General features: G+C 69.5%; 23 protein-coding genes and 3 pseudogenes. 14 read left to right on the forward strand and 12 right to left on the reverse strand.

All coding sequences use genetic code 11. From position 1 onward, the window contains the following. Positions 1–16: 16 nt before the first annotated feature. The 6 genes and pseudogenes from ACZ68L_RS30870 to ACZ68L_RS30895 form a co-directional block, all read right to left on the reverse strand. Positions 17–415, reverse strand: a complete 399-nt coding sequence (locus tag ACZ68L_RS30870; RefSeq protein WP_469583346.1) for a GNAT family N-acetyltransferase — start codon at positions 413–415, stop codon at positions 17–19. Next, positions 391–1308, reverse strand: coding sequence for a hypothetical protein (locus ACZ68L_RS30875; RefSeq protein WP_469583349.1), 918 nt, complete (start codon positions 1306–1308; stop codon positions 391–393). The genes ACZ68L_RS30870 and ACZ68L_RS30875 overlap by 25 nt, the downstream gene beginning before the upstream one ends. Continuing rightward, positions 1309–1536 (reverse strand): annotated as a pseudogene (locus ACZ68L_RS30880) (D-sedoheptulose-7-phosphate isomerase); the annotation flags it as partial. It lies immediately after the preceding gene. Further along, positions 1503–1679 (reverse strand): hypothetical protein, encoded by a 177-nt coding sequence (locus tag ACZ68L_RS30885; protein ID WP_469583351.1) that lies wholly within the window; start codon positions 1677–1679, stop codon positions 1503–1505. The pseudogene ACZ68L_RS30880 and the gene ACZ68L_RS30885, both read right to left, overlap by 34 nt. Positions 1680–1769: 90 nt before the next feature. Then, positions 1770–2108, reverse strand: coding sequence for a hypothetical protein (locus ACZ68L_RS30890; RefSeq protein ID WP_469583263.1), 339 nt, complete (start codon positions 2106–2108; stop codon positions 1770–1772). Then, positions 2081–2881, reverse strand: coding sequence for an SAM-dependent methyltransferase (locus tag ACZ68L_RS30895; RefSeq protein WP_469583266.1), 801 nt, complete (start codon positions 2879–2881; stop codon positions 2081–2083). The genes ACZ68L_RS30890 and ACZ68L_RS30895 overlap by 28 nt, the downstream gene beginning before the upstream one ends. An 810-nt stretch (positions 2882–3691) precedes the next feature. Between ACZ68L_RS30895 and ACZ68L_RS30900 the strand changes: the two genes are divergently transcribed. Both ACZ68L_RS30900 and ACZ68L_RS30905 read left to right on the forward strand, forming a co-directional pair. Then, positions 3692–4471 (forward strand): tyrosine-protein phosphatase, encoded by a 780-nt coding sequence (locus tag ACZ68L_RS30900; RefSeq protein WP_469583269.1) that lies wholly within the window; start codon positions 3692–3694, stop codon positions 4469–4471. 134 nt (positions 4472–4605) lie between these two features. Continuing rightward, positions 4606–5121 carry a DinB family protein gene (locus tag ACZ68L_RS30905; protein ID WP_469583271.1) on the forward strand — a complete coding sequence of 172 codons (516 nt, stop codon included), beginning with the start codon at positions 4606–4608 and terminating at the stop codon, positions 5119–5121. Between the two features lie 441 nt (positions 5122–5562). Here ACZ68L_RS30905 and ACZ68L_RS30910 read toward each other — a convergent pair whose 3' ends face one another. After that, positions 5563–6030 carry a nuclear transport factor 2 family protein gene (locus ACZ68L_RS30910; RefSeq protein ID WP_469583272.1) on the reverse strand — a complete coding sequence of 156 codons (468 nt, stop codon included), beginning with the start codon at positions 6028–6030 and terminating at the stop codon, positions 5563–5565. Between the two features lie 313 nt (positions 6031–6343). Between ACZ68L_RS30910 and ACZ68L_RS30915 the strand changes: the two genes are divergently transcribed. Together ACZ68L_RS30915 and ACZ68L_RS30920 are read left to right on the forward strand one after the other, a co-directional pair. Further along, the gene (locus ACZ68L_RS30915; protein WP_469583275.1) at positions 6344–6859 is read left to right on the forward strand and encodes a lytic polysaccharide monooxygenase auxiliary activity family 9 protein; all 516 of its coding nucleotides are present in this window, start codon (positions 6344–6346) and stop codon (positions 6857–6859) included. A gap of 116 nt (positions 6860–6975) precedes the next feature. Further along, positions 6976–7713: a dienelactone hydrolase family protein gene (locus ACZ68L_RS30920; protein WP_469583278.1), complete on the forward strand. Its 738-nt coding sequence runs from the start codon at positions 6976–6978 to the stop codon at positions 7711–7713. A gap of 832 nt (positions 7714–8545) precedes the next feature. Here ACZ68L_RS30920 and ACZ68L_RS30925 read toward each other — a convergent pair. Further along, positions 8546–9100 carry a hypothetical protein gene (locus ACZ68L_RS30925; RefSeq protein ID WP_469583281.1) on the reverse strand — a complete coding sequence of 185 codons (555 nt, stop codon included), beginning with the start codon at positions 9098–9100 and terminating at the stop codon, positions 8546–8548. A gap of 787 nt (positions 9101–9887) precedes the next feature. Here ACZ68L_RS30925 and ACZ68L_RS30930 point away from each other — a divergent pair. Together ACZ68L_RS30930 and ACZ68L_RS30935 are read left to right on the forward strand one after the other, a co-directional pair. Next, complete coding sequence (locus ACZ68L_RS30930; protein ID WP_469583284.1) at positions 9888–10565, forward strand: TNT domain-containing protein; 678 nt, start codon at positions 9888–9890, stop codon at positions 10563–10565. Positions 10566–10572: 7 nt separating this feature from the next. After that, positions 10573–10806 (forward strand): hypothetical protein, encoded by a 234-nt coding sequence (locus ACZ68L_RS30935; RefSeq protein ID WP_469583288.1) that lies wholly within the window; start codon positions 10573–10575, stop codon positions 10804–10806. A 185-nt stretch (positions 10807–10991) separates the two neighbouring features. Here ACZ68L_RS30935 and ACZ68L_RS30940 read toward each other — a convergent pair whose 3' ends face one another. Continuing rightward, positions 10992–11645, reverse strand: a complete 654-nt coding sequence (locus tag ACZ68L_RS30940) for a peptidoglycan recognition protein family protein (RefSeq protein WP_469583291.1) — start codon at positions 11643–11645, stop codon at positions 10992–10994. Between the two features lie 471 nt (positions 11646–12116). Between ACZ68L_RS30940 and ACZ68L_RS30945 the strand changes: the two genes are divergently transcribed. The 3 genes from ACZ68L_RS30945 (at position 12117) to ACZ68L_RS30955 (ending at position 13949) form a co-directional block, all read left to right on the forward strand. Next, entirely contained in the window at positions 12117–12353 is a 237-nt protein-coding gene (locus ACZ68L_RS30945; protein WP_404254748.1) for a hypothetical protein, read from the forward strand. 817 nt (positions 12354–13170) lie between these two features. Next, entirely contained in the window at positions 13171–13434 is a 264-nt protein-coding gene (locus tag ACZ68L_RS30950; protein WP_469583297.1) for a hypothetical protein, read from the forward strand. 14 nt (positions 13435–13448) lie between these two features. Next, complete coding sequence (locus ACZ68L_RS30955) at positions 13449–13949, forward strand: S1 family peptidase (protein ID WP_469583299.1); 501 nt, start codon at positions 13449–13451, stop codon at positions 13947–13949. A 385-nt stretch (positions 13950–14334) separates the two neighbouring features. Here the strand turns inward: ACZ68L_RS30955 and ACZ68L_RS30960 are convergent. Then, positions 14335–14823 (reverse strand): annotated as a pseudogene (locus ACZ68L_RS30960) (Lrp/AsnC family transcriptional regulator). 52 nt (positions 14824–14875) lie between these two features. On the opposite strand from ACZ68L_RS30960, the gene ACZ68L_RS30965 reads away from it, so the two are divergent. The 5 genes from ACZ68L_RS30965 to ACZ68L_RS30985 all read left to right on the forward strand — a co-directional run bounded on the left by ACZ68L_RS30965 (position 14876) and on the right by ACZ68L_RS30985 (position 17958). Beyond that, positions 14876–15352, forward strand: coding sequence for a LysE family translocator (locus ACZ68L_RS30965; RefSeq protein WP_469583304.1), 477 nt, complete (start codon positions 14876–14878; stop codon positions 15350–15352). Continuing rightward, positions 15340–15504 (forward strand): hypothetical protein, encoded by a 165-nt coding sequence (locus tag ACZ68L_RS30970; protein WP_469583308.1) that lies wholly within the window; start codon positions 15340–15342, stop codon positions 15502–15504. Before ACZ68L_RS30965 ends, ACZ68L_RS30970 begins: the two co-directional genes overlap by 13 nt. Positions 15505–15557: 53 nt before the next feature. Continuing rightward, entirely contained in the window at positions 15558–16013 is a 456-nt protein-coding gene (locus ACZ68L_RS30975; protein ID WP_469583312.1) for a PaaI family thioesterase, read from the forward strand. Then, positions 16010–16987, forward strand: coding sequence for an MBL fold metallo-hydrolase (locus ACZ68L_RS30980; protein WP_469583315.1), 978 nt, complete (start codon positions 16010–16012; stop codon positions 16985–16987). The genes ACZ68L_RS30975 and ACZ68L_RS30980 overlap by 4 nt, the downstream gene beginning before the upstream one ends. Positions 16988–17481: 494 nt before the next feature. Then, positions 17482–17958: a hypothetical protein gene (locus tag ACZ68L_RS30985; protein ID WP_469583320.1), complete on the forward strand. Its 477-nt coding sequence runs from the start codon at positions 17482–17484 to the stop codon at positions 17956–17958. A 223-nt stretch (positions 17959–18181) separates the two neighbouring features. On the opposite strand, the pseudogene ACZ68L_RS30990 reads toward ACZ68L_RS30985, so the two are convergent. Together ACZ68L_RS30990 and ACZ68L_RS30995 are read right to left on the reverse strand one after the other, a co-directional pair. Next, positions 18182–18978, reverse strand: a pseudogene (locus ACZ68L_RS30990) (transposase); the annotation flags it as partial. A gap of 31 nt (positions 18979–19009) precedes the next feature. Next, positions 19010–19585 (reverse strand): hypothetical protein, encoded by a 576-nt coding sequence (locus ACZ68L_RS30995; RefSeq protein ID WP_469583323.1) that lies wholly within the window; start codon positions 19583–19585, stop codon positions 19010–19012. Between the last annotated feature and the right edge of the window lie 251 nt (positions 19586–19836).

Below are 19836 nucleotides of genomic sequence, written 5' to 3' on the forward strand. Positions count from 1 at the left end.
GAGAGTGGGCAGTTCGTCATGCCTCTCGGACGTGGAAAGCCGTCGCCGGGAAGCGGTGCCCGTTGACCTGGAGGGGGCGAAGAAGCATCGCGTCATGGACGGGTGACTCGGGCGCGTGCTTGACGCGGCCCGTGATCTGGTAGTCCCAGCACAGGTGCGCGCCGTGCGCGGGTTCGTTGTCGAGGATGCAGATGAGGGTGGTCCATGGCTGCCCTTGGCGGCCGGAGATCACGGCGTCGTGGAGCCGGCGGCCGATGCCGTGGTTGGTGTGGGAGGGGCGGACCATGAGTTCACGCAGCCACAAGACTTCCCCGGCTGCGGCAGCCGACTGCGCCTCGGCTGGGCGGGCATCGCCGAGGGAGGCCCACCAGGGCTTGCCGGAGGGCAGCGTCACGCCGTGGACGTAGCCGACCAGGTTGCCGTCGAGGCGTGCGGTGCCGGTCTCGAAACAGCACGCGTTGTGTCGCCTGCGAGGTCCTGCTGCCTGCTGCCGGCGGTGAGGACCCGGGCTTCGTCTGCGTCCGGAACGGCCAGGGCCGTCCCCGGTACCGGATCGGCGCCCGTGGGGTGCGGGTCCCACACCAGGGGGCGGCCGGTGGCCGGGTCGGTGAGGGCCTGTCGGAGTTCGTCGTGGGAGGTGACGCCGTGTCCGTAGCCGCAGACCGCCACAGCCGAGGCATCCTTGAGCCGGGCGCGGACAGCGTCGGGGAGCGGGCCGAGCGGCAGTGGGCCGGTGGTCGTATCGCAGCGGAGCAGTGTGCGGTCGGCGGCCCCGGACACGGGTCTTGACCGGAGTGGTGCCGCTGGTGGCGAGGTCGATGACCTCGACGCCCGCCCCTCATCCAGCAGGGCACGGATCCGTGCCCCCGGCTCATCCTGTCCGAGGCCGCACACGAGGGTGACGCGCCAGCCCGGCTCCCGGACGGCCAGAATGGCGGCCGGCGCGGCGCCGCCCGGCCGGTCGGTGCCGCGGGCGTCGGCGGCGACCGGGAGCGGGGCCTCCGGGGAGAGCCGGTCGGCCGTGCCGTTGATGTCGCGGTCCAGCAGCACGTCACCGACCACCACTACCAGCCGCCGTACGCCGTCCGTCTCCTCGTCCCCGGGAACAGCCGGCCCGGTGAGGAGGGTCTCGACGGCTGCGCACAGGACGTGCACCGCCACCAGGTGGCATTCCTGGACGGTGGCGACCTGGGCGGCGTCCGCGCACACGGCCTGATCACTGGCCGCGGCGCGTGGGTTGGGTACCGGACCGGTCAGCGCCCAGACGGTGAGGCCGAGCTCACGGCCCGCCCTCGCGGCGGCGAGCACATTGGGGCTGGCGCCGGAGGTGGAGAGCAGCAGCAGGGCGTTGCCGGGCCGGCCGTGCGCGCGGACCTGCCGGGCGAAGACCTCCTCGGGCCCGTAGTCGTTGGTGATGGCCGTTACCGAGGAGGAGCCGGTGTGCAGTGCGATAGCGGACAGTGGCGCTCGTTCGGTGCGGGAACGGCCGACGAGTTCGGAGGTCAGGTGCTGGGCCTCGGCCGCCGATCCGCCGATCCGCTGTTGCTCGCGACCAGCAGGCGGCCGCCCGCGGGCAGTCGGTCGGCGAGGAGGCGGCCCCAGATCTGGAGGCGGCCCGTATCGAGCAGGGGTAACGCGGTGGCGAGCGCCTGTTTGTGCGCGCGGCTCGACGGGGACACGGAGAACTCCCTCGAAGGAGATGGTGGACAGGGAGGGGATGGTGGCCGGGGTACCGGCGGTGGCCGACCAGTGCCGGTACCCCGGGGGCTTCAGGAGCCGGCCGGCCGGTAGCGGGCGAACAGCGGGCCGTACGTGGCCAGCGCCTGATCGCGTTCCAGGAGCGGGTAGTCGAGGAGCTTCTCGACGATCCGGTGCTCGGCGAGGAGCCGCTCGGCCTGCTGGAGCAGCACGGTTTCGCCCAGCTCCGTCAGGTGCACCCCGTCGCTCCACAGGCTCTCCGGCTCGTCCTTGGTGGCGGCGGGGGCGAGCTGTCGGGCAGCTGCGGTGAACGGGGCCCACATGTCTGGGAAGAGGGGATTCGTGTGCTGCGAAGTGGGGCGCAGGGCAGGGAAGTCGCCGGTTAACCCTTGCGGGCGACGGCGCACCACATGGGCAGGGTGTCGTCCGGGGTGTCGTCCGGTCCGGGACGCCAGCGGGTCAGGGTGACCACGCCCGGTTCCAGGATCTCCAGGCCGTCGCAGAATCGTTGCACCTCTTCGTGGGTGCGGGGGGTGGCGGAGGCGTGGCTGGCGGCGCGCTCGTTGTAGATTCGCATGGATTCGGCGACCTCGCGGGCGGTGACATCGACGGCCGGATGGGACAGGACAAGGTGGCTGCCCGGGGCGAGGCGGTCCAGCAGACGGCGGGTGAGGTTCCACGGGTCTTCGGCGTCCTTGATGTACTGCAGGATCGCCACCAGCATGAGGCCGACCGGCTGGTCCAGATCCAGGGTGCGGGAAGCCGCGTCGAGAATCGTGTCCACGTCCCGAGCGTCAGCCTGCACATAGTCGGTCTGCCCCGCAGGGCCGCTGACCAGCAGCGCCCGCGCGTGGGAAAGGACGATCGGGTCGTTGTCAACGTAGACGACACGCGATTCGGGAGCGGCCCGTTGGGCCACCTCGTGGGTGTTCTCCGCGGCGGGAATACCCGTACCGATGTCGAGGAACTGACGGACCCCGGCCGCCGCCAGATGACGAACTGCGCGTCCGAGGAAGGCCCGGTTGGCCCGCACCGACGGCACGATCGTCGGGTTCGCCCGGCCAGCGAGCTCGGCTGCCTCCTGATCCACCGGATAGTGGTCCTTGCCGCCCAGCCAGACGTTGTATACGCGGGCGGGGTGCGCGTTCGTGGGGTGCGGTGCGGACAGTGCGTAATCGTTCATCGTTCGTCACCTCGTGCGGCCGAAACGGCCAGGTCGGACTCGGGTTGGGCCACGGTACCCCCGTGATCCGCCCTTCACTGCCGATCAGCCGAAAACGCTCGGCGAGCGTTCTGCACCGGCGCGTTCCCTAACGGACCCACGAACGCGGCGACCTGCTCACATGGGATGTAGGGGAACCACCGTTGTGCCCCGGCAAGCCGCACTGGGCAGTCGCATCGCATGCTGGGGTGCGCGCCAGGCGTCACCGAACGGCGGCACATCGCCTCGCACCCGTCTGGCGCGCCGGTGAGGTTGATTCCTGCGGCGACCACCGGATCGCGATGACGGCGGCGGTGGCACAGCGCCTCGTCGCGGGGAGACAAGGACGTGATGATGTCGTCAGGACCGGCATGGCGGGACAGCGCGGTCTGGACCGAGGTGCCCGCCGCTTTGCGTGTGCGGACGAAGATGAGCCGGTGCGTGTGCGGTACGAGCATGAGAGTGCTCTCTTGGGCGGGTCGGAGTCCGGGCGGCAGGTGGCCGTCCACGGCCGCGGTGGCGGCCAGTGCCCGCCGGTAGGGGAGAGGCGCGAGGTCGGGGGCGCTGCGAGCGGGGACCATGGGGTCGGCGAGAAGCCGGCGTCCCATGAGCACGAGCTCGCAGTGTCCGGATTCCAGAAGCTGGGCGGCCTGGTCGAATGAGGTGATCCGGGCGACGGCCGCGGTCGGTACCCCGGTCTCGCGCCGGATGGGGTGTGAGTACCCGGCCTGCCGGGCTCGGGGCACTTGGAACGAAGAATCCGCGGTCGCCGCTGCCGTAGGGTTCTGCAAGGTGAACAGACACATAGCCTTCGAGCGACTGCACAACTTCCGTGACATGGGCGGGTATCGAGCGGACGGAGGCCGCCAGGTCCGCTGGGGGCGGCTCTACCGTTCCGACTCGCTGGGCAAGCTCCGCGGCGAGGACTGGGACCGGTTTCTCGGCCTCGGCGTCCGCACGGTCATCGATCTGCGCTACGACTGGGAGATCACTGCCAAGGGGCGCGTGCCCGACGCACCGGGACTGCGTTACCACCACCTCAGCATCGAACACCGGCCTTACGACCAGGCGGCCCTGGGGCCGGAGGTGGAGACAGGACGCTTCCTGGCCGACCGGTACGCGGAGGTCGCCCATGACGGCGTCGCCGAGCTCCGCCGCGCCCTGGACGTGCTCGCCGCCGAGGACAGCGCACCCGCCGTCTTCCACTGCGCGTCGGGCAAGGACCGCACCGGGTTGCTCGCCGCGCTCGTTCTGTCCCTGCTCGGCGTGTCCGAGGACGACATCGTCGCCGACTTCACCCTCACCGAACTCGCCACCGAACGGCTCCTGGCCGACTGGCGGGCGGACCACGCCGACCAGGAACCGGACTGGCCCGGGTACGGCAGGGCTCCCGCCGACGTCATGCGGCTCTTCCTGGCCGATCTCGCCACGGCCCACGGCTCCGTCCACGCCTACGCCGCCGAACTCCTGGGTGTCGACGAGGAACTGGTGGCGGTGTTGCGCAGAAACCTCCTCGTACCCGTCGGCGAAGGCGGGCCGGCCGACAGCGGCACGACGGTCGGGAGCGGCTGAACCGGCGCGCGTGCCCGCTCACCGAAGCGGCCGTCGATATCACCACACCCACCGCGACCACCCGGGCGACGGAACCCGTCGCCGGCAGGTGAAATTCCTGGCCCGATCCGGCGCGCGCAAGGCAAGATCATGGGATGACATGGACAGCACCTGACGTAGAGCGCACACCCGGTTCACTCGTGGCCGGTGAACGGGAGATGCTCACGGGCTACCTCGCGTGGTTCCGCAGCAGCCTCCTGCACAAATGCGCCGGCCTGACCGGGGAGCAGCTGGCCGAGCAGACGGTACCCCCGTCCAATCTCACGCTCCTCGGCCTGATCCGCCACATGGCGAAGGTCGAACGCGTCTGGTTCCGGCAGCGGTTCGCCGGTCAGACGCTCGATCCGATGTACGACCCGGCGAAGGGCAAGGACGCGGACTTCGAGGACGTGGACCCGGCCCGCGCCGCCGAGGACTACGCGCGCCTCGTCGAGGAATGCCGACTGGCGGACGCGATTGTCGCCGACGCCTCGTTGGACGACACCTTCACCCACGCCGACGAGGTGTACTCGCTGCGCCTGGTCCACGTCCACATGATCGGGGAGTACGCGCGCCACATCGGCCACGCCGATCTTCTGCGCGAACGCACCGACGGTGTGACGGGGTGGTGATGCGCCACTGAGCCAGGGTCTTTCGTTTGGATCAGGCCGGTCAGCGAGCGCGGCACGCGAGCCCGGCGAGATCCAAACAAAAGACCCTGGACCCGGCGCGGGATCCGCCCCGGCGCCGGACGTTTTGGAGCGGACCGGTCGGCGCATGACCCGGGAGCGGGGCGAGCGGAGCGGTGTCCGCCGCGGCGGCGAATGCCTTGTGGGCATCACGGCCGGACCGGCCCACCGGTAGGGCCGGGCATGGACGTCGTCCTTCCGACCCGGATCCGGATTCACCCAGACCGCGGTCACGCGCCCGGTGCGCAGAGCCCGATGCCGACCGCACTGAGCGGGGGCTCGCCCGGAACCGGAGCGGTGTGAAGCCGGGTCGAGCATGCCGGCTCGCCGGCCCATCGGCCGACGGCGGATCGATCTCCCGGGGGGACCGTCCCTTCCGGCCCGTCAGAGGGCGAGGTCGCCCAGGCCGGGATGAGTGTCCGGTCGGCGGCCCAGCGGCCAGTGGTACTTCCGGTCGGCTTCCCGGATCGGTACATCGTTGATGGAGGCGTGCCGCACGCTCATGAGCCCGTTCGGGTCGAACTCCCAGTTCTCATTGCCGTACGAGCGGTACCAGTTGCCCGAGTCGTCATGCCATTCGTACGCGAACCGCACCGCGATGCGGTTGCCCTCGAACGCCCAGAGTTCCTTGATGAGCCGGTAGTCGAGCTCCTTGGCCCACTTCCGGGCGAGGAACGCGATGATTTCCTCGCGTCCGGTGACCCATTCCGCGCGGTTTCTCCACCGGGAGTCCTCGGTGTAGGCGAGTGCCACCTTTTCGGGCGTCCGGGAGTTCCAGCCGTCCTCCGCCAGCCGGACCTTCTCGATCGCCGACTCGTGCGTGAACGGCGGGACGGGGGGACGTACCGTCATGGTCTCTCCTGTGATTGTTGATCTCGGCGTCGGTCCCGAGCCTAGGATGCGAGCCGATGAGGGCTGTCCGAAAGTCGCTGTCGGCGTCGACTCCCGCCGAGTCGACGCCCTTGACGCGGACGCATCGATGGTTATGGTCTAGTCCAAGTGCAAGGCCGCCTTCCGGACGCCTGCTGCTTCACGGCGTACGCGGTGGTGGATCTTGCCGTGCCCTTCGCGCCTCTTGGCCCCCACACTGGAGAGGCCGGCCTGCCATCGGTTGGGCCCCCCACAGCCCGATCGTGCGCAGCGACGCCTCATGTGAAGGAGAAGCATGCACGCGAAAAGGAAGACAGCCGCAGCCATCGGTGCCTTGCTGGCACCTGTACTGGCGCTGAGCCTTCCGGCCGGTTCCGCCGATGCCCACGGATACATCTCGTCACCTCCGAGCCGCCAGGCTCAGTGTGCCGCCGGGACCGTGAGCTGCGGAGACATCAAGTACGAGCCGCAGAGCGTGGAAGGTCCCAAGGGGCTCACCAGCTGCAGCGGAGGCAACGGCCGGTTCGCCGAACTCGACGACGACTCCAAGGGGTGGAGGGTCACCCCGGTGAGCGGGACCACGTCCTTCCAGTGGGTCCTGACCGCACGGCACGCCACGAGCACGTGGCAGTACTTCGCCGGCGGCCGGAAGGTCGCCGAGTTCAATGACAACGGCGCACAGCCCGGCGCCACCGTCACTCACCAGGTGAACTTCGGCGGACTGACGGGCAAGCAGAAGGTCCTCGCCGTCTGGAACGTCGCCGACACCGCCAATGCCTTCTACGCCTGCATCGACGTGAACATCGGCTGACCGACGCGACGGTACCGGCACCCCGGAACGGGTGCCGGTACCGTCCCTCCGGACCGATTGGACGCCTGCCCGCCGGGAGGTTCTTTCCCAGGCCGGGTCGTCCTAGAATGTCGCCCATGCCGAAGGCCGGAGTGTCTCGCAAGCCGATCGCCCACCGACACGGATCCGATGCCCTGGAAGGGATCCTCGTACGCGACGCGACATCGACCGGTCCCGTACCGACGGTCATGGTGTGCCATGGGGCGGAGGGGCGCAGCGACGCACTGACGAAGATGTCCGAACGCGTACTGCCCTGGGGGTACCAGGCGTTCGTCATGGATCTCTTCGGGAAGGGCGTCAGCGGATCCACACGTCAGGAGTTCGACGCGCTGATGCGCCCGTTCCTGGAGGACCGCGACCTGCTGGCGGACCGGTTGTCCAGCGTGGTGACCACCGTCGCGGGGCTGCCCGAGGTGGATGCTTCCAGCATCGCGGCCATCGGGTTCTGTTTCGGCGGACTGTGCGTGCTCGACATGGCCCGGACAGGGGCACCGGTCACCGGAGTCGCCGGCTTTCACGGCGTGCTGAACCCGCCGCCCGGACGGGCTCCGCGAAAGATCGACTGCAAGGTCGCGGTCTACCACGGCTGGGACGATCCGTTCGCGCGACCGGAGGATGTCGTCGCGCTGGCGGCGGAGCTCACCGAATCCGAGGCCGACTGGCAGATCCATGCCTTCGGCCGTACCGTGCACTCCTTCATGGCGGAACACGCGAACCGGCCCGAACAGGGGATCGAGTACAACGCCCGGTCGGCCGAGCGGGCCTGGTCGGGATTGCGCGGATTCCTGGCGGAGTGCTTCGCTCCTACCGGCTGACGCCGAGGGAGGAGGGGTGAGCCCGTCAACGGTCCGACAACGCCCGCGGTCGGATGCCGATCGGCGGGACCACCCCCTCGGTCGCCTCACACCGCTTCGACCCGTCGCGCCTCAGATGGTGCTGCGTGTGCGTCGCGGTGACCATCCTTCACACACGGACCTGCTGGTCGACCGTGCCGGGGCGCGTCCCGTTCGTCCGCGCCCGAGGCCGTTTCGAACGCGGCCGACCGGCCGAACGTCCTGAGCCTGTGCGGGTCGGGACGGGCGCGTCGCGGTTTGTGCCGGGAGCAGTCGGGGGTCCGACGCAGGACGGACTGACGAAGCCCCCTGTGTTCCGGTGGACGCGCAACCATTCGGTGCTGCGGGCGGAGGCGGTCTCCAGCACCTGCGCGCTGTCCGGGTCGGCCGGTTGGTCCAGGCCCAGGAGGCCGGCGACCCCCAGCAGGCCCACGGCGTTTCTCCCGGGGCGACTGTTCCCTCGGTCGAGCGGGGCCTGTCCGCCCCGTGGGGTGGCCGGTCGTGAGGTGACCGGTTTCCGGGGCGGCCGGGACGTGGACGGCGTCTGCCGCGCCGGTGCCACGTCGTGCCGCCCGGATGGCCGGGCCCTGCCGAGGGGCCTGCCGAACTCCGTAAGCCGGTAGCCGGTGGTCGCCGGCCGTGTACGGTCCGGCTGCCGTGGCCTGGCGGGCAACGCCTCGCCGCCCGGTCCGGCGCGGTGGGCGAATCGGCTATCAGGTGCTGGTTGGATGTGGATGTCCGAACGGGGATGTTCGGACGGGAACCCCGGCCCGATTCCGACGGGCCGGGGTTCCGTGTCAGGTGAGTGACTCGGTTACCACTTGCCCTCGTGGCGGTGGTCGATCACCCGGAAGCTGCCCACGACACCGTCGCGGACGTGGACGCCGCCCCGGACGTGGCCGGGGAAGACGCCGTCGCTGGAGCTGTGAGGTCCGACGGTGGCGATGGGGGCACCGTTGTCGCAGGTGGCCCCGCGGAAGACCTCGATGGTCCGGCGGCTGTCGTTGCGGATGTTGAGGCTCTTGGAGCCGAGGCCGCTGACTACGGTGATGCAGCCGCCACGCTCGTCGGAGTACGTGCGCTCGTTGATGTGGATCCGGCCTTCGTAGCGCTCCTCGTGGCCACGGCGCTCGTAGCCGCGGCCCTCTTCGCCCCTGCCCTCATTGCCTCTGCCCTCATTGCCCTTGCCCTCGTTGCCCTTGCCGGCGTCGCCGCCGTTGAGGGCCGAAACGGGGGCGGCGGCCTGCTGGACGACGGGGGCGGCCTGGGGCGGCTCGGAGGTGGCGGCCGACGCGTAGGTGATGCCGGTGGCGGCCAGGGCCGCGGCGGCCGCTACCGCGGCGGTAACAACGGTGGAACGGGTAGCCATGTCACTTCTCCTGTCTCAGAGAGGCCGACTGAGCAGCCGACCCGAGATTGAACGTACTGACGGTCCACATACCTGTCATATCGGGCATGTTGACGAGAGGGGGCGGATCGCCGATCGAGGGACAAAAACTACGCCAAATGCTATGTTCCGATAATCTGACAAATTTCCAACTGGACTCGAAATTCAGTGAGTTGATGTGTCGTTAGCCTGTCCGGGCGACATCCTGATTCCCGCTCACCCCGGCGTCGGCGTGTCTGTCTTTGACACCCCCAAAGAAAGCGCGTCACGCCACCGCTCCGAATGCCCGCCATTCGCACCGTGACCTGCGGCAACGCCGCTGATGGATCGCAGCTGCGGCGGACTGCCTTCCGGCTGCCCTGTCGCAGGCGCCAGGCCGGGCGAACATGGAGCCGTCGCGTGGGGACCGATCCATGGCCGACTTCGGCGGCATGAACCGCGACGCGCCGGGATTCCGTGAGACCGCGACGGGTGTGGGTGGGGGTGGACAGGTCCGGGAGTCATGTGTCGCCCCTTCTCGTGATCGACGTCAGGCCGTGCTGGGGGTGTGCGTGGGCGAGACGGGGAGCCGGTGCTTCCGCCTTGGAGGACCACCCTGCGGACGCAGTCACGTGGGAACGGTCCATCCGGCGGGCCCCAGCAGCGCCGGGCGGCGCGCCGTACTGTTTCCATGTCCGAATCACGGCATTGCATGAGTGCTCTGGGTGAGTGGGCGGATACTCTTTGTCAGCTGTCTTGATTGATCATCAGTATCCGAGGGGACTTCTCAATGAACCGCATGCGCAACGTACTTGCCGTGCTCGGCGTCACTGCTGGGCTGGTCACGGCCCCTGCTGCGAGCGCCTCAGCGAAGCCGGAAGACCGGACGCCCGCGTCCGCGACGCGGCACGAGCCCTGCACCGGCGAGTTCCGTGGCGATGCCCGGCTCGGCCCGAAGTGGCTTCCGAACAAGCGGCTGGCCCCCGTGGGCCCGCTCCTGAAGGGGTACAAGCGCACCGGCTCCCTGTCCCCGCAGACCTTCCTGAAGAAGTACTGGGAAGGTCCCGCCGACTCCGGCAGCTGGAAGTACCCGCCCAACGACGGCTTCGGTGACATCAACGGCCAGATCGACAAGGAGCCGACCAAGCTGCGTCCGGGCCAGCGACTGGACCGTTTCGGTTCTGAGTACGGCGGCTACCTGGCGCCTGCCGGCGACTCGTACGCAGAGCGTGCGCTGCCGCCGCAGAACCTCAACACCCGTGAGGCGCAAGTCGCTTGCGACTACCGCGTCTACAAGGTGGCCAAGCCGTTCTGGGTGTGGCAGGGCAGTATCGCCCCGTGGTTCGAGCAGCCGGGGGGCGGTCAGCAGATCAAGCTCGACGCGGTCTTCGTCGACCCGGGCCAGGGGCAGCGGCTGAACGTCAAGTGGCTGCTGGAGCACGCCTACCTCACGCCCGCCGGCGCGTAGCTTCAGCGTGGAACGCCAGGAATTGCGCGCGGCGTTGAGCGCGGCAGGAGTGGCCGACGGCTACTACCGCATCGAAGGCGTTCACGAACCGGTCCCCACCCCCACGGACTTCCTGTTTCTGCGGCAGGCATCCGATGGGGTGTGGGAGACCGGTGCGTACGAACGGGGCACGTACGAGGTCATCGCCCGCCATCCGAGTGAACAGGCGGCCTGTGCGCATCTGCTCCGCCTGCTCCTCTGAATCCGGACAGGACCGGGCCGGTCTCGGATTGAGGCCGAACCCGGTCCAGTTCGCCCACCCGCCCCACAGGCGCGGTGCGCCGAGCTCCTCCTCCACCGGCGGCATGGCGTCGGCCGGGCCTCGGTTCTCACGCAGTCGCGCAGGGCTCGGGCCTGCGCTCAGACCGCGCCACGACGTAATGGCCGTCAGCGACCGTCGTGACGGACGCTCCGCAAGGTCGCGGGCAGGCCGGTACCCGAAGGCGCTCGAAGAGATTTCCCCTGGAGGCCGGCAGCGATGTCCCGGATCGCGGGGAGCCGCGCGAACAGCGCTTCCCCGGGACAGTTGGTGGCATAGCCGTCGCGATGTCCCGAGATGGCGTCGAACTGCGCCGAAGTTCCCTTGGTGTACCGGCTCTTGTCATTGGTGGATGTGAGCCGCACCTTGCTGGTGGGGTCGACGCCGCTCAAGCCGAGCTTCCAGGCGGCGAGGGCGGCGATCGCGTGTTCCATGGCCGCCGGTACCGGCGTCCCTCGTCCGAAGGTGCCGATTGCGGCGATTCCCGCCGTGCCCTGGTTGAACCCGAGGGTGTGCGAGCCGATCACGGGTCGATCGGCACCACCGGCGCGACCTTCGTAGATGGTGCCGCACTTGTCGACGAGGAAGTTGTAGCCGAGGTCTCCCCATCTCCGGTCACGGGTCTGGCCCGTATAGAGATTGCGCAGCGTCCGCGGGACGTTCGCGCAGTCGTAATCGTTGGGTGTGTCGGTGTGATGGATGAAGACCGCCCTCACCCCTTCCGCATAGTGCGCATGCGGGTCGCGTCTGGTCTCGTCCGCCCGCCACCGCGTACGCGACACGATGGCTGGTTGCGGTGCTGCACGAGGAAGCGCCATGGAGGCCGCTCCGAGGGCCGGGAACGGTCGGGAGGGATCGACAGCCGCTTCCGGAACCGTCCCGGCCCGCCACACGGCGAGAGGTCCCTCCGGCGTCGTCTCGCCGGCACCACCGGCCGTCGCTGCACCTGGGGGCGCAGCCAAGAGAGCAATCGCTACAGGAGCCGTGACCCACAGCGCTATTCGATACAAACGCACGGGGAAACCTTCTTCTTCGTTCGCCGAGAGGACGGCGGGAGCGCGTATGCCCACAGCTTTGCGGTGGGGGGTTCGCCGCGCGCGCCGGGTTGCTGCAGTCAGGCGAGCGTGTCGACAGCCCCGCCCATCAGGGCGCTCCGGGCAGGGACCGGGTCGCCGCGGCGGTGTCGTGCGGTGTCGCGTCACCCATCCTGCTGGCGGGCTTACCGTCGACCACGGCGTGGAACCGATCTATGCATGACTGAAAGTGGGAGCCCTTATATCTCGACGCCCCGGATCGTCGTGCTCGGCGTCCAGCCCGGTGATCCGCCCTTTCGCCTGGTGGAGATCGACGGAGAGGTCGTCAGCGCGGCCACATCGGTGACGGACGTGCTGCTCACCGCCGCGGCCGCAGGCATCACCGTCCATGACCTCGATGACCCGGGCCTGATCCGTTGGGTGGGTGGCGGCAAGTTCCACTGGAGGCTGCACTAGGCACGTGCGACGCGCGGGCGGGGACGGACTGCCGAGAGCGAGCGCGAGCGAGCCGCCATCGGCTGATTCCGGCTGCCGTGGAGCCCCCGTGCGCGGTCCACGAGCTCACCGCGCGGGCGCATGTGCTCGGGGAGCCGATGCACGATGACGACCCCGCCCGCCTCTCCGCGCGTGGCCTGTCCGGCCGGGCGCTCGGCTTTCCGGGTCGGCGAGCGCAGTCGAGCCGCATGACGGCCGCATCGGGGCCCTTCGCCGGGATGGCCGTCGAGGCGTGGACGGGGGCGGCTGAGGCAATGGCGGGGGCGGTCGGTCGCAGTGGGGCGGACGCCGGACCCGTATCGGTACTTCTTGGTTCAGGGCGGGGGACGCGTGTCGGGGTTACGGACCGGTGACGTCGTGGCCGGGGGTCGGGGCTGCCGAGACGCGTGAGGCAGCGGGAGAGGAGGCGACACGTCACCGGCGTCGCGCGGCCCGTCCCGCTTCGGGAAAGTGGAGCGGACGTCAGCCCGACGCCAGCGGCGCGGCAACAGGACGTGAGCGCCGGGCGGGAGATTGATGCCATCGGGTCAGGGGCGGCTCACCGGACGACCGGGCGTCCGCGGCACCGTCACATTCGGGGGAACCTCCATGAGCGCGTTCCGTAATCGCAGTGTGGCGTGCCCGAGTACGTACTCGTCCATCCCACGCGCCGGGCGGGCCGTTGCACATCGCGGCCGGGTACTCGTTCGCCGGGGCGTCGCCGGACGCCACCATCGCGGACACATCGCAGGTCAGACACGCGGACACCGGGCCGCCCACCACTCCTTGGAGAAATCACGTGTTCGCGCTCAACATGCGTACGGCGGCTGCCGCAGTCACCGCCTCCCTTCTCACCGCGGCCGGTCTCGCCGCCACCGCGACACCGGCCACCGCCATCCACGGCGGGCAGAACACCACCGTGGTGGATCACCCCTACGCCATGCTCATCGAGACTCCGGACGGCCAGCAGTTCGGCGGCGGCACTCTCGTGGCCCCCACCAAGGTGCTCACCGCCGCTACTGCATCAAGGACGCCGCCGCGCCCCTCGACCTGCTGGTCATAGGCGGTCGCACCGACATGGGCAGCACCAAGGGGGCAGTCCGGCACGTTGCCTCGGTCAAGGTCCACCCGAAGTTCGTTCAGAACACACTCACCTACGACGCTGCCGTCGTCACGCTCTCCTCGGCGATGCCGTACGCGCCGCTTCCGGTGGGGGGACCGAAGGACTCGGCCCTGTACACCTTCGGGAAGACAGCGAAGACCGTGGGCTGGGGCAGGACCGGCACCAACACCTCGGGGACGCGGCTGAAGTCGGCCGTGCTCACCTTGGCGCCGCTCAAGAGCTGTGAGCCCTTCACCGACCCCAGTGAGTCCGACACACAGAAGGTGTGTGGGGTCACCGCCGTCGGCGCCCACGACAGCATCTGCCGCGGTGACTCCGGCGGTCCTCCGGTGGCAGGCTGGAAGGTGATCGGTGTCGTCTCCACAGGCAACAAGTTCTGCGACGACCAGTTCCCGGTCTCCGTCTTCACCCGAGTCAGCGCGGTTGCCGCGGGGCTGGGCCTCCCGGCCGCGTAGCACGAGCGACCGGTCCGGAGCGCCCGGCGGTACCGATCGGCCACGCGGTGCGTCCAGGGAAAGCGGCAGGCGGTCGGCCGCGGGCGCAACGGGTCGAGCAGCGGCGGAGCGGTCCGCCCCTCCCCGGCCTCGGCGGAGGTGCCGGCGCCGGCTGCGACATCGGCCGACGGAGGGCCGGTGGCTCGACCGCCGACCCGGCCCATGGCGTGGTGTCGATTCGTAGTCGGCCGTTTCGCCGACGTGTAGTTGGCCGCCAGGGACGCCGGACAGTGTTCCGTTGTCGCCGGCGCGGGATGTCGGCCCGAAGAAGGTGACTGTCAGGAAGGCGCCGACGAACCGCTTGGGCGGTTCTCGGGTCGGCCGACGTGTGGTGTGCCGACGTTGGCTATGGGGGCAGTGGTCGGTCGTCGACGACGTTCTTCATGACGAGGGTGGAGGTCACGCGCTGGACGCCCGGCGAAGTGGCCAGCTTCTGGTCGTAGAGCTGCTGGTAGGCGGCCAGGTCGGTGGTGGCGACGCGCAGGAGGCAGTCGGGTTCGCCGAAGAGACGCTGAGCCTGGATGACGTGGGGGATGGCGGTCACGGCCTCCTCGAAGGCGGTGACGGTGTCGCGGTCCTCTCAGCGCAGTGTGGCGAAGACGAGGGCTTCGAAGTCGAGGCCGACCGCGGCTGGGTCGACGACGGCGCGATAGCCGCGGATGGTGCCCTCGCGTTCGAGATCGCGCAGGCGGCGGTGGCAGGGCGAGACGCTCAGCCGCACGCGCGCGGCCAGTTGGGTGACCGTCGGGCGGCCGTCCAGCTGCAGCTCGGCAAGAATTTTCCCAGGGCATTCATATGAAAGGCCTCCCTCATCATGGCAGTCTGTGGGGTAAATATGGAAACTATTTCGGGCGTATTCGATCTGATCTTCCCTCTCAAGGCAAGGAATGAGAGGAATCGATCGATGGATACGACGAGGGTGGCGGCCTTTCTGGCAGTGGATCTGCTGCTGGTGTTCACGCGCGGACTGGGCCTATGCGATCGCGGCGGGGCTGCGGGGCCGGTCGCTCGTTCCTGCGGTTGCCGGGCTGACAGCCGGATACGCGGGATACGCAGTGCTCGCCGTGGCCGGTCCGGCGGGGATCGTGGCGAGTTCGGGGCCCGTTCTCACCGCGCTGACCGTTGCCGGGGCCGCCTACCTGATGCGGCTCGGCTGGGGTGTCCTGTCGCGGCCGACGGCCCTGGGCGAGTCAACAGAGACCGTGGCCTCATCACGCGGGCGGACCATGCTCAAGGGGGCCGGGATCAGCGGCCTGAACCCCAAGGCGCTGCTGCTCTACTTCTCACTGTCCCGCAGTTCATCGACCCCACCGGCGGCTGGCCGGCCGCCGCGCGGTCGGCGCTGCTCGGCATGCTCCACATGATGGCCTGCGCCGTCGTCCACCTCGCCGTCGGCGTGCTCGCCCGCACCGTGCCGAAGACCCGCCCGTCGGCGGTCGGGACGGTCCCCCGAGCCTCAGGTGCCATGATGATCGTCATTGCCGGGTTCCTGCCGGTGGAACGTCTGATCGGCTGACCGACCCCGCCTCACCCCGTTCACAGACCGTGATGTCCGTCGAAGGAGAGCACGTGGAAGACCAGACGCAACAGGAACAGGCGAGCCCCGAGGTGCGGGCACGGATCCGGGCCGGCTTCGACCGCCAAGGGCTCATGGGCCATCTCGGTGCACGGATAACCCACATCGGACCCGGACGTGTGCACATCGCGCTCCCGAGCCGCCCCGAAGTCACCCAGCAGCACGGCTATTTCCATGCCGGCGCCACCAGCGCCATCGCGGACAGCGCCGGCGGCTACGCCGCCTTGACGTTGTTCCCCGAGAACACCGATGTGCTCACTGTCGAGTACAAGATCAACCTGCTGGCGCCCGCCGTCGGCGACCACATCGAGGCGGTCGGGACCGTCCTGAAGTCCGGACGCACCTTGACCGTGTGCCGGCTGGAGGTGTTCGGCGCCGAGGACGGACAGCGGAAACTTGTCGCCAACGGGCAGCAGACGCTGATCCGCGTGAACAGGACCGCTCCGTGAGCCCACAGCCGTCGTTGCCGTCCTGGGTGACCTGGCGGCGGAGGCCGTTCCCCGACGCCAACACGCTGCTGCTGCCTGGACGCCAACCGGCCCTGGTCGACAGTGGGTTCGTCGGCCACGCCGAGGAGACAGCCGACTGGGCCCACGCACACGCCGGGGACGTCGGCCTGGTCGTGAACACGCACTGGCACTCCGACCACGTCGGCGGCAACGCCCTCCTCCAGGCGAGGGGCGCGGGCATCGCGGCCGGAGCACCGGAGGCGGAGGCCATCTCCCGCAGGGACCCGGGATGCTGCGCGGCCGAGTACCTCGACCAGCCGGTTGCCCCGTACACGGTCGACATACCGCTCGACGACGGACAGACCCTCCGGCTCGGGGAAGCGGACTGGGAGGTCATCCGCACTCCCGGGCACACCCCCGGGCATCTGGCGCTGTGGCAGCCGGACGAGCGACTGCTGGTGGTCGGGGACGCACTGTCGGACTACGACGTCGGTTGGGTGAACCTCGCCCTCGACGGGCTCGACGCGGCCACGACGGCGCTCGCCTCCTTGCGGCGGATGGCCGACCTCGCCCCGCGCGTGCTGCTCCCCTCACACGGACCCGTCCCGACGGATCCCGGTGCGGCGTTCGCCACCGCCCTGCGCCGGGCCCGGCGTCTCGTGGACGACCCGGACGGAGCGGTCTGGTACGGAGCCCGGCGGATCTTCGCGTTCGCCCTGATGATCCGCGGCGGTATCCCGGCCGAAGAGGTCGAGCCCTACCTGTACGCGCGGGCCTGGCTGACCGATGCCGCACGGCTCCTGGACCGCACACCCGAGGCGCTCGCCGCCGAGCTGACCACCGCGATGCTTCGCAGCGGAGCCGTCGTCGTGCGCGACGGGCGCCTTCACGCGGCCGCCGAACACGCCGCGGTACCACCGCAGTCGCTGCGCGTGCCGTACCCGCGCGCGTGGCCGGCAGCGGAGCCGCGCTGACCCGCGGCGGACATGGGTGGACAGCAGTGGGCCAACTGTTCGCTGTCCGCTCGGTCCTGACTGATTCCGTCAGAACATGTGCTCCGGCGCCGGGAACGTTCCAGTTGTCTCGTCGGCCACGAAGTCCCGGGCGGCGTCGAGCAGTACGCCATGCACCTCGGCGTACGGTCAGGACGGCGAACGCGCCGACGGCCTCAAGCGCCCTTTTGTGGCGCGAGCCATGCGCTGCGCATCCTCACCACGCCCGTGCCCGGTAGCCACCGAGGTTGTGTCGCGCCGAGATTCGTACGGCAGTTGCATTGAGTTTGTGGTGGACATTCCTTTGAGGTCTGGAGATGGTTTTCCGTGAAACAAGATCCCTTTCATGCTGATATGGATTTCGGCAATCCTGACTAATTCCTGATTTCTCGGAATGGGTTTCCTCCGGGAGATTTGTGGGAGTTTCAGGGCGTGGCCCTGAAAGCAGGGCATCCCGATCCCGTGAAGGGAAATTGATGAAACTCCGTACCTTCCCGACCCTTGCCGTCGCGACCGCGGTACTCGCGGTCGGCGGAATGCTGGCGGGCACCGCTCAGGCCTCGGTGTCCGCACCGGCCGCGGCCCGCCACACCCAGGTCTCCGGTGCGCGCCCCACGTCCGACACGCTGATCTACCCGAGGGCGACGCTGGAGAAGAACCAAGCCTGGACCTCGGGCAACGGCCGGGCCATCCTGCGGGTGCAGCAGGATGGGAACTTCGTCCTGTACAAGGACGGCCGCCCGGTGTGGCAGGCTCCCGGCGCCTATCCCAACGGTGATCACGCGGTCATGCAGGAAGACGGCAACTTCGTGCTCTACGACCGCGGCGGCAATCCGCTGTGGGCCTCCGGCACCTGGAACAAGGGGGCGTACCTCGCCATCCAGGACGACGGAAACGTAGTCGTCTACAACGCGGACAGGCGCCCGGTCTGGGCCACCAACACCGGGGACTGACCGCCTCGACGGCATTGGTCCGGGGTTTCTTCTCGTGACCCTTTGAGGGCATCAGACCCAGCCTCGATCTTGCATGACGGTCCGTCGGTTCTTCCGGCGGGCCGTTTCGCTGTTGTGGGCTGATGGCGGGAATCCTGACGGCCCGGCTGTCGCGTCGGGTGGGCGCCGGTTTCCACAGCTCCGGTGAGGCAGTTCTGCTCGTAGGGGCGGGAGGTGCTGGCCGGCCGGGGTTCGGCAGGGTTTGGAGCCGTTCGGCTGTTGCGGTGATCACACCGGTCCAGGGCCAGTGCGCCGCGAGGCGGAGGTAGCGGTGGCGGCCGGTGGTGACCAGTTGGGCAGCGTCGGAGAACAGTCGCAGCCGCAGGCGTTTGGGTTCCCATGGCCTGGTGTGGCTGGTGAGGGCGAGCATCGGCGTCCAGGCCAGCAGATCCAGGGCGAGCTGGACGATCTCCAGCCGGATCTGGTTCTGTGCGAAGCCGCGCAGGGGAAGGTTGCGCGGGCCGGTGTCGCGCGCATTGCGGATGCGGTCCTCGCAGCGGGTGCGCTCGCGGTGCCGCAGTTCCAGGGCGGCGATCGCGCCGGGAGTGTGGGTGGCGAAGCAGGTCAGGCGCATGTCGTCGGCGTCAGTGAAACGCAACTGGGCGCCGGGGCACGGGCGTTCTTTGCGGTCGATCAGGCGCATCCCCTTCGGTCAGCCTTTCAGGCAGTCTCCGGCGAGTTCGGCGGCCCAGGCGCCGTCGCGGACCTGGCCGCCGGGCTCGATGGCCGGCGTCCAGGCCGATGCCGGGACCTTCAGCACGGCTTGGCGAATGGCGTCGGTAGTGGTCATGCCGACTGAGTACGACAGCCACCGGCCCCGTGCGATGGGCCGGTTGACGAACTCGTGGGTGCCGCCGCCGGAGTCGGTGCGGATCAGTGCGGCGTCCGCGCCGGTACTTCTTTCGGGAGCTGGGCCAGGGCCAGTTGGGTGGCGGTGATGTGGTCGGCGGCGGTGTCGCTGCTCGCGCTCCCCGCTCTGAGGGCGGTGCTTCATCCTTGGCCCAGCGCGCCCTCAGCGGGGCAGCGTGTAACGGAGCAGACGTGAGCGGGCATCGCGCGCGGGCAGGCCGAGTCCTGTCCCGATCTCGGTCACCGTCCTCGCGTCCGACTGTGCGTGGCACGCCGCCGTGCGGCCGGCATCGGCGATTGTGCGTTCCAGGGTGGCGATCGCTCGCAGTGCGGCCAGCGGCTCATCGTCGGCGAGCGCGTCAAGCCGCTCCTCCACCCGTGTCAGCAGCGCGACCACGTCCTCCGGTACCGGTACCGCGGCTGAACCGACGTCAGCCATGTGCTGGTCCCAGTCCTCCTCGGGGCCCGACGTGTCGAACAGGTCCGGGCAGCGCCGGTCCACGGCATCCCAGTCCAATGGATAAAGGCTGTCACCGCGCCAGCCGCACGAGCACACCGCCCGCATCTCCGAGGCTCGCGGTGCGCCCAGCGTGCCGTCGTACACCCACCAGTCGCTGCTCCTGTGCACGGACGGGCCACTGCCGACGTCGAAGATCACCGGTTTCGGCTCCGTGCCGTCAGCCACGAGAACCCCCGGCCTGCCCTCATGAGCCACACCGAACTCCTCGGTCTGCCACACGATTTCCCACCTCTCCTCTCGGTCCGGACGGAAGGGCGCCGCCAGCCTGTTCGCACCGTTCCGGACAGGTCCGTCACGTACCGGTGGCCCATACCCCTGACGATGCCGGACGCCGTTGCCCCATGACAGGCGATTACCCGAACCGGTGAACAATGCCTAAGTGGTCGGCTCCGGAAGTCCTTCGGGGGTTGATCACGCTGCCAGGGCGATGGAGGATTCTTGGTGTCGGTCGGCGGATGTGTGTCGGTCGA

Source organism: Streptomyces sp. NPDC104309, assembly GCF_055584025.1.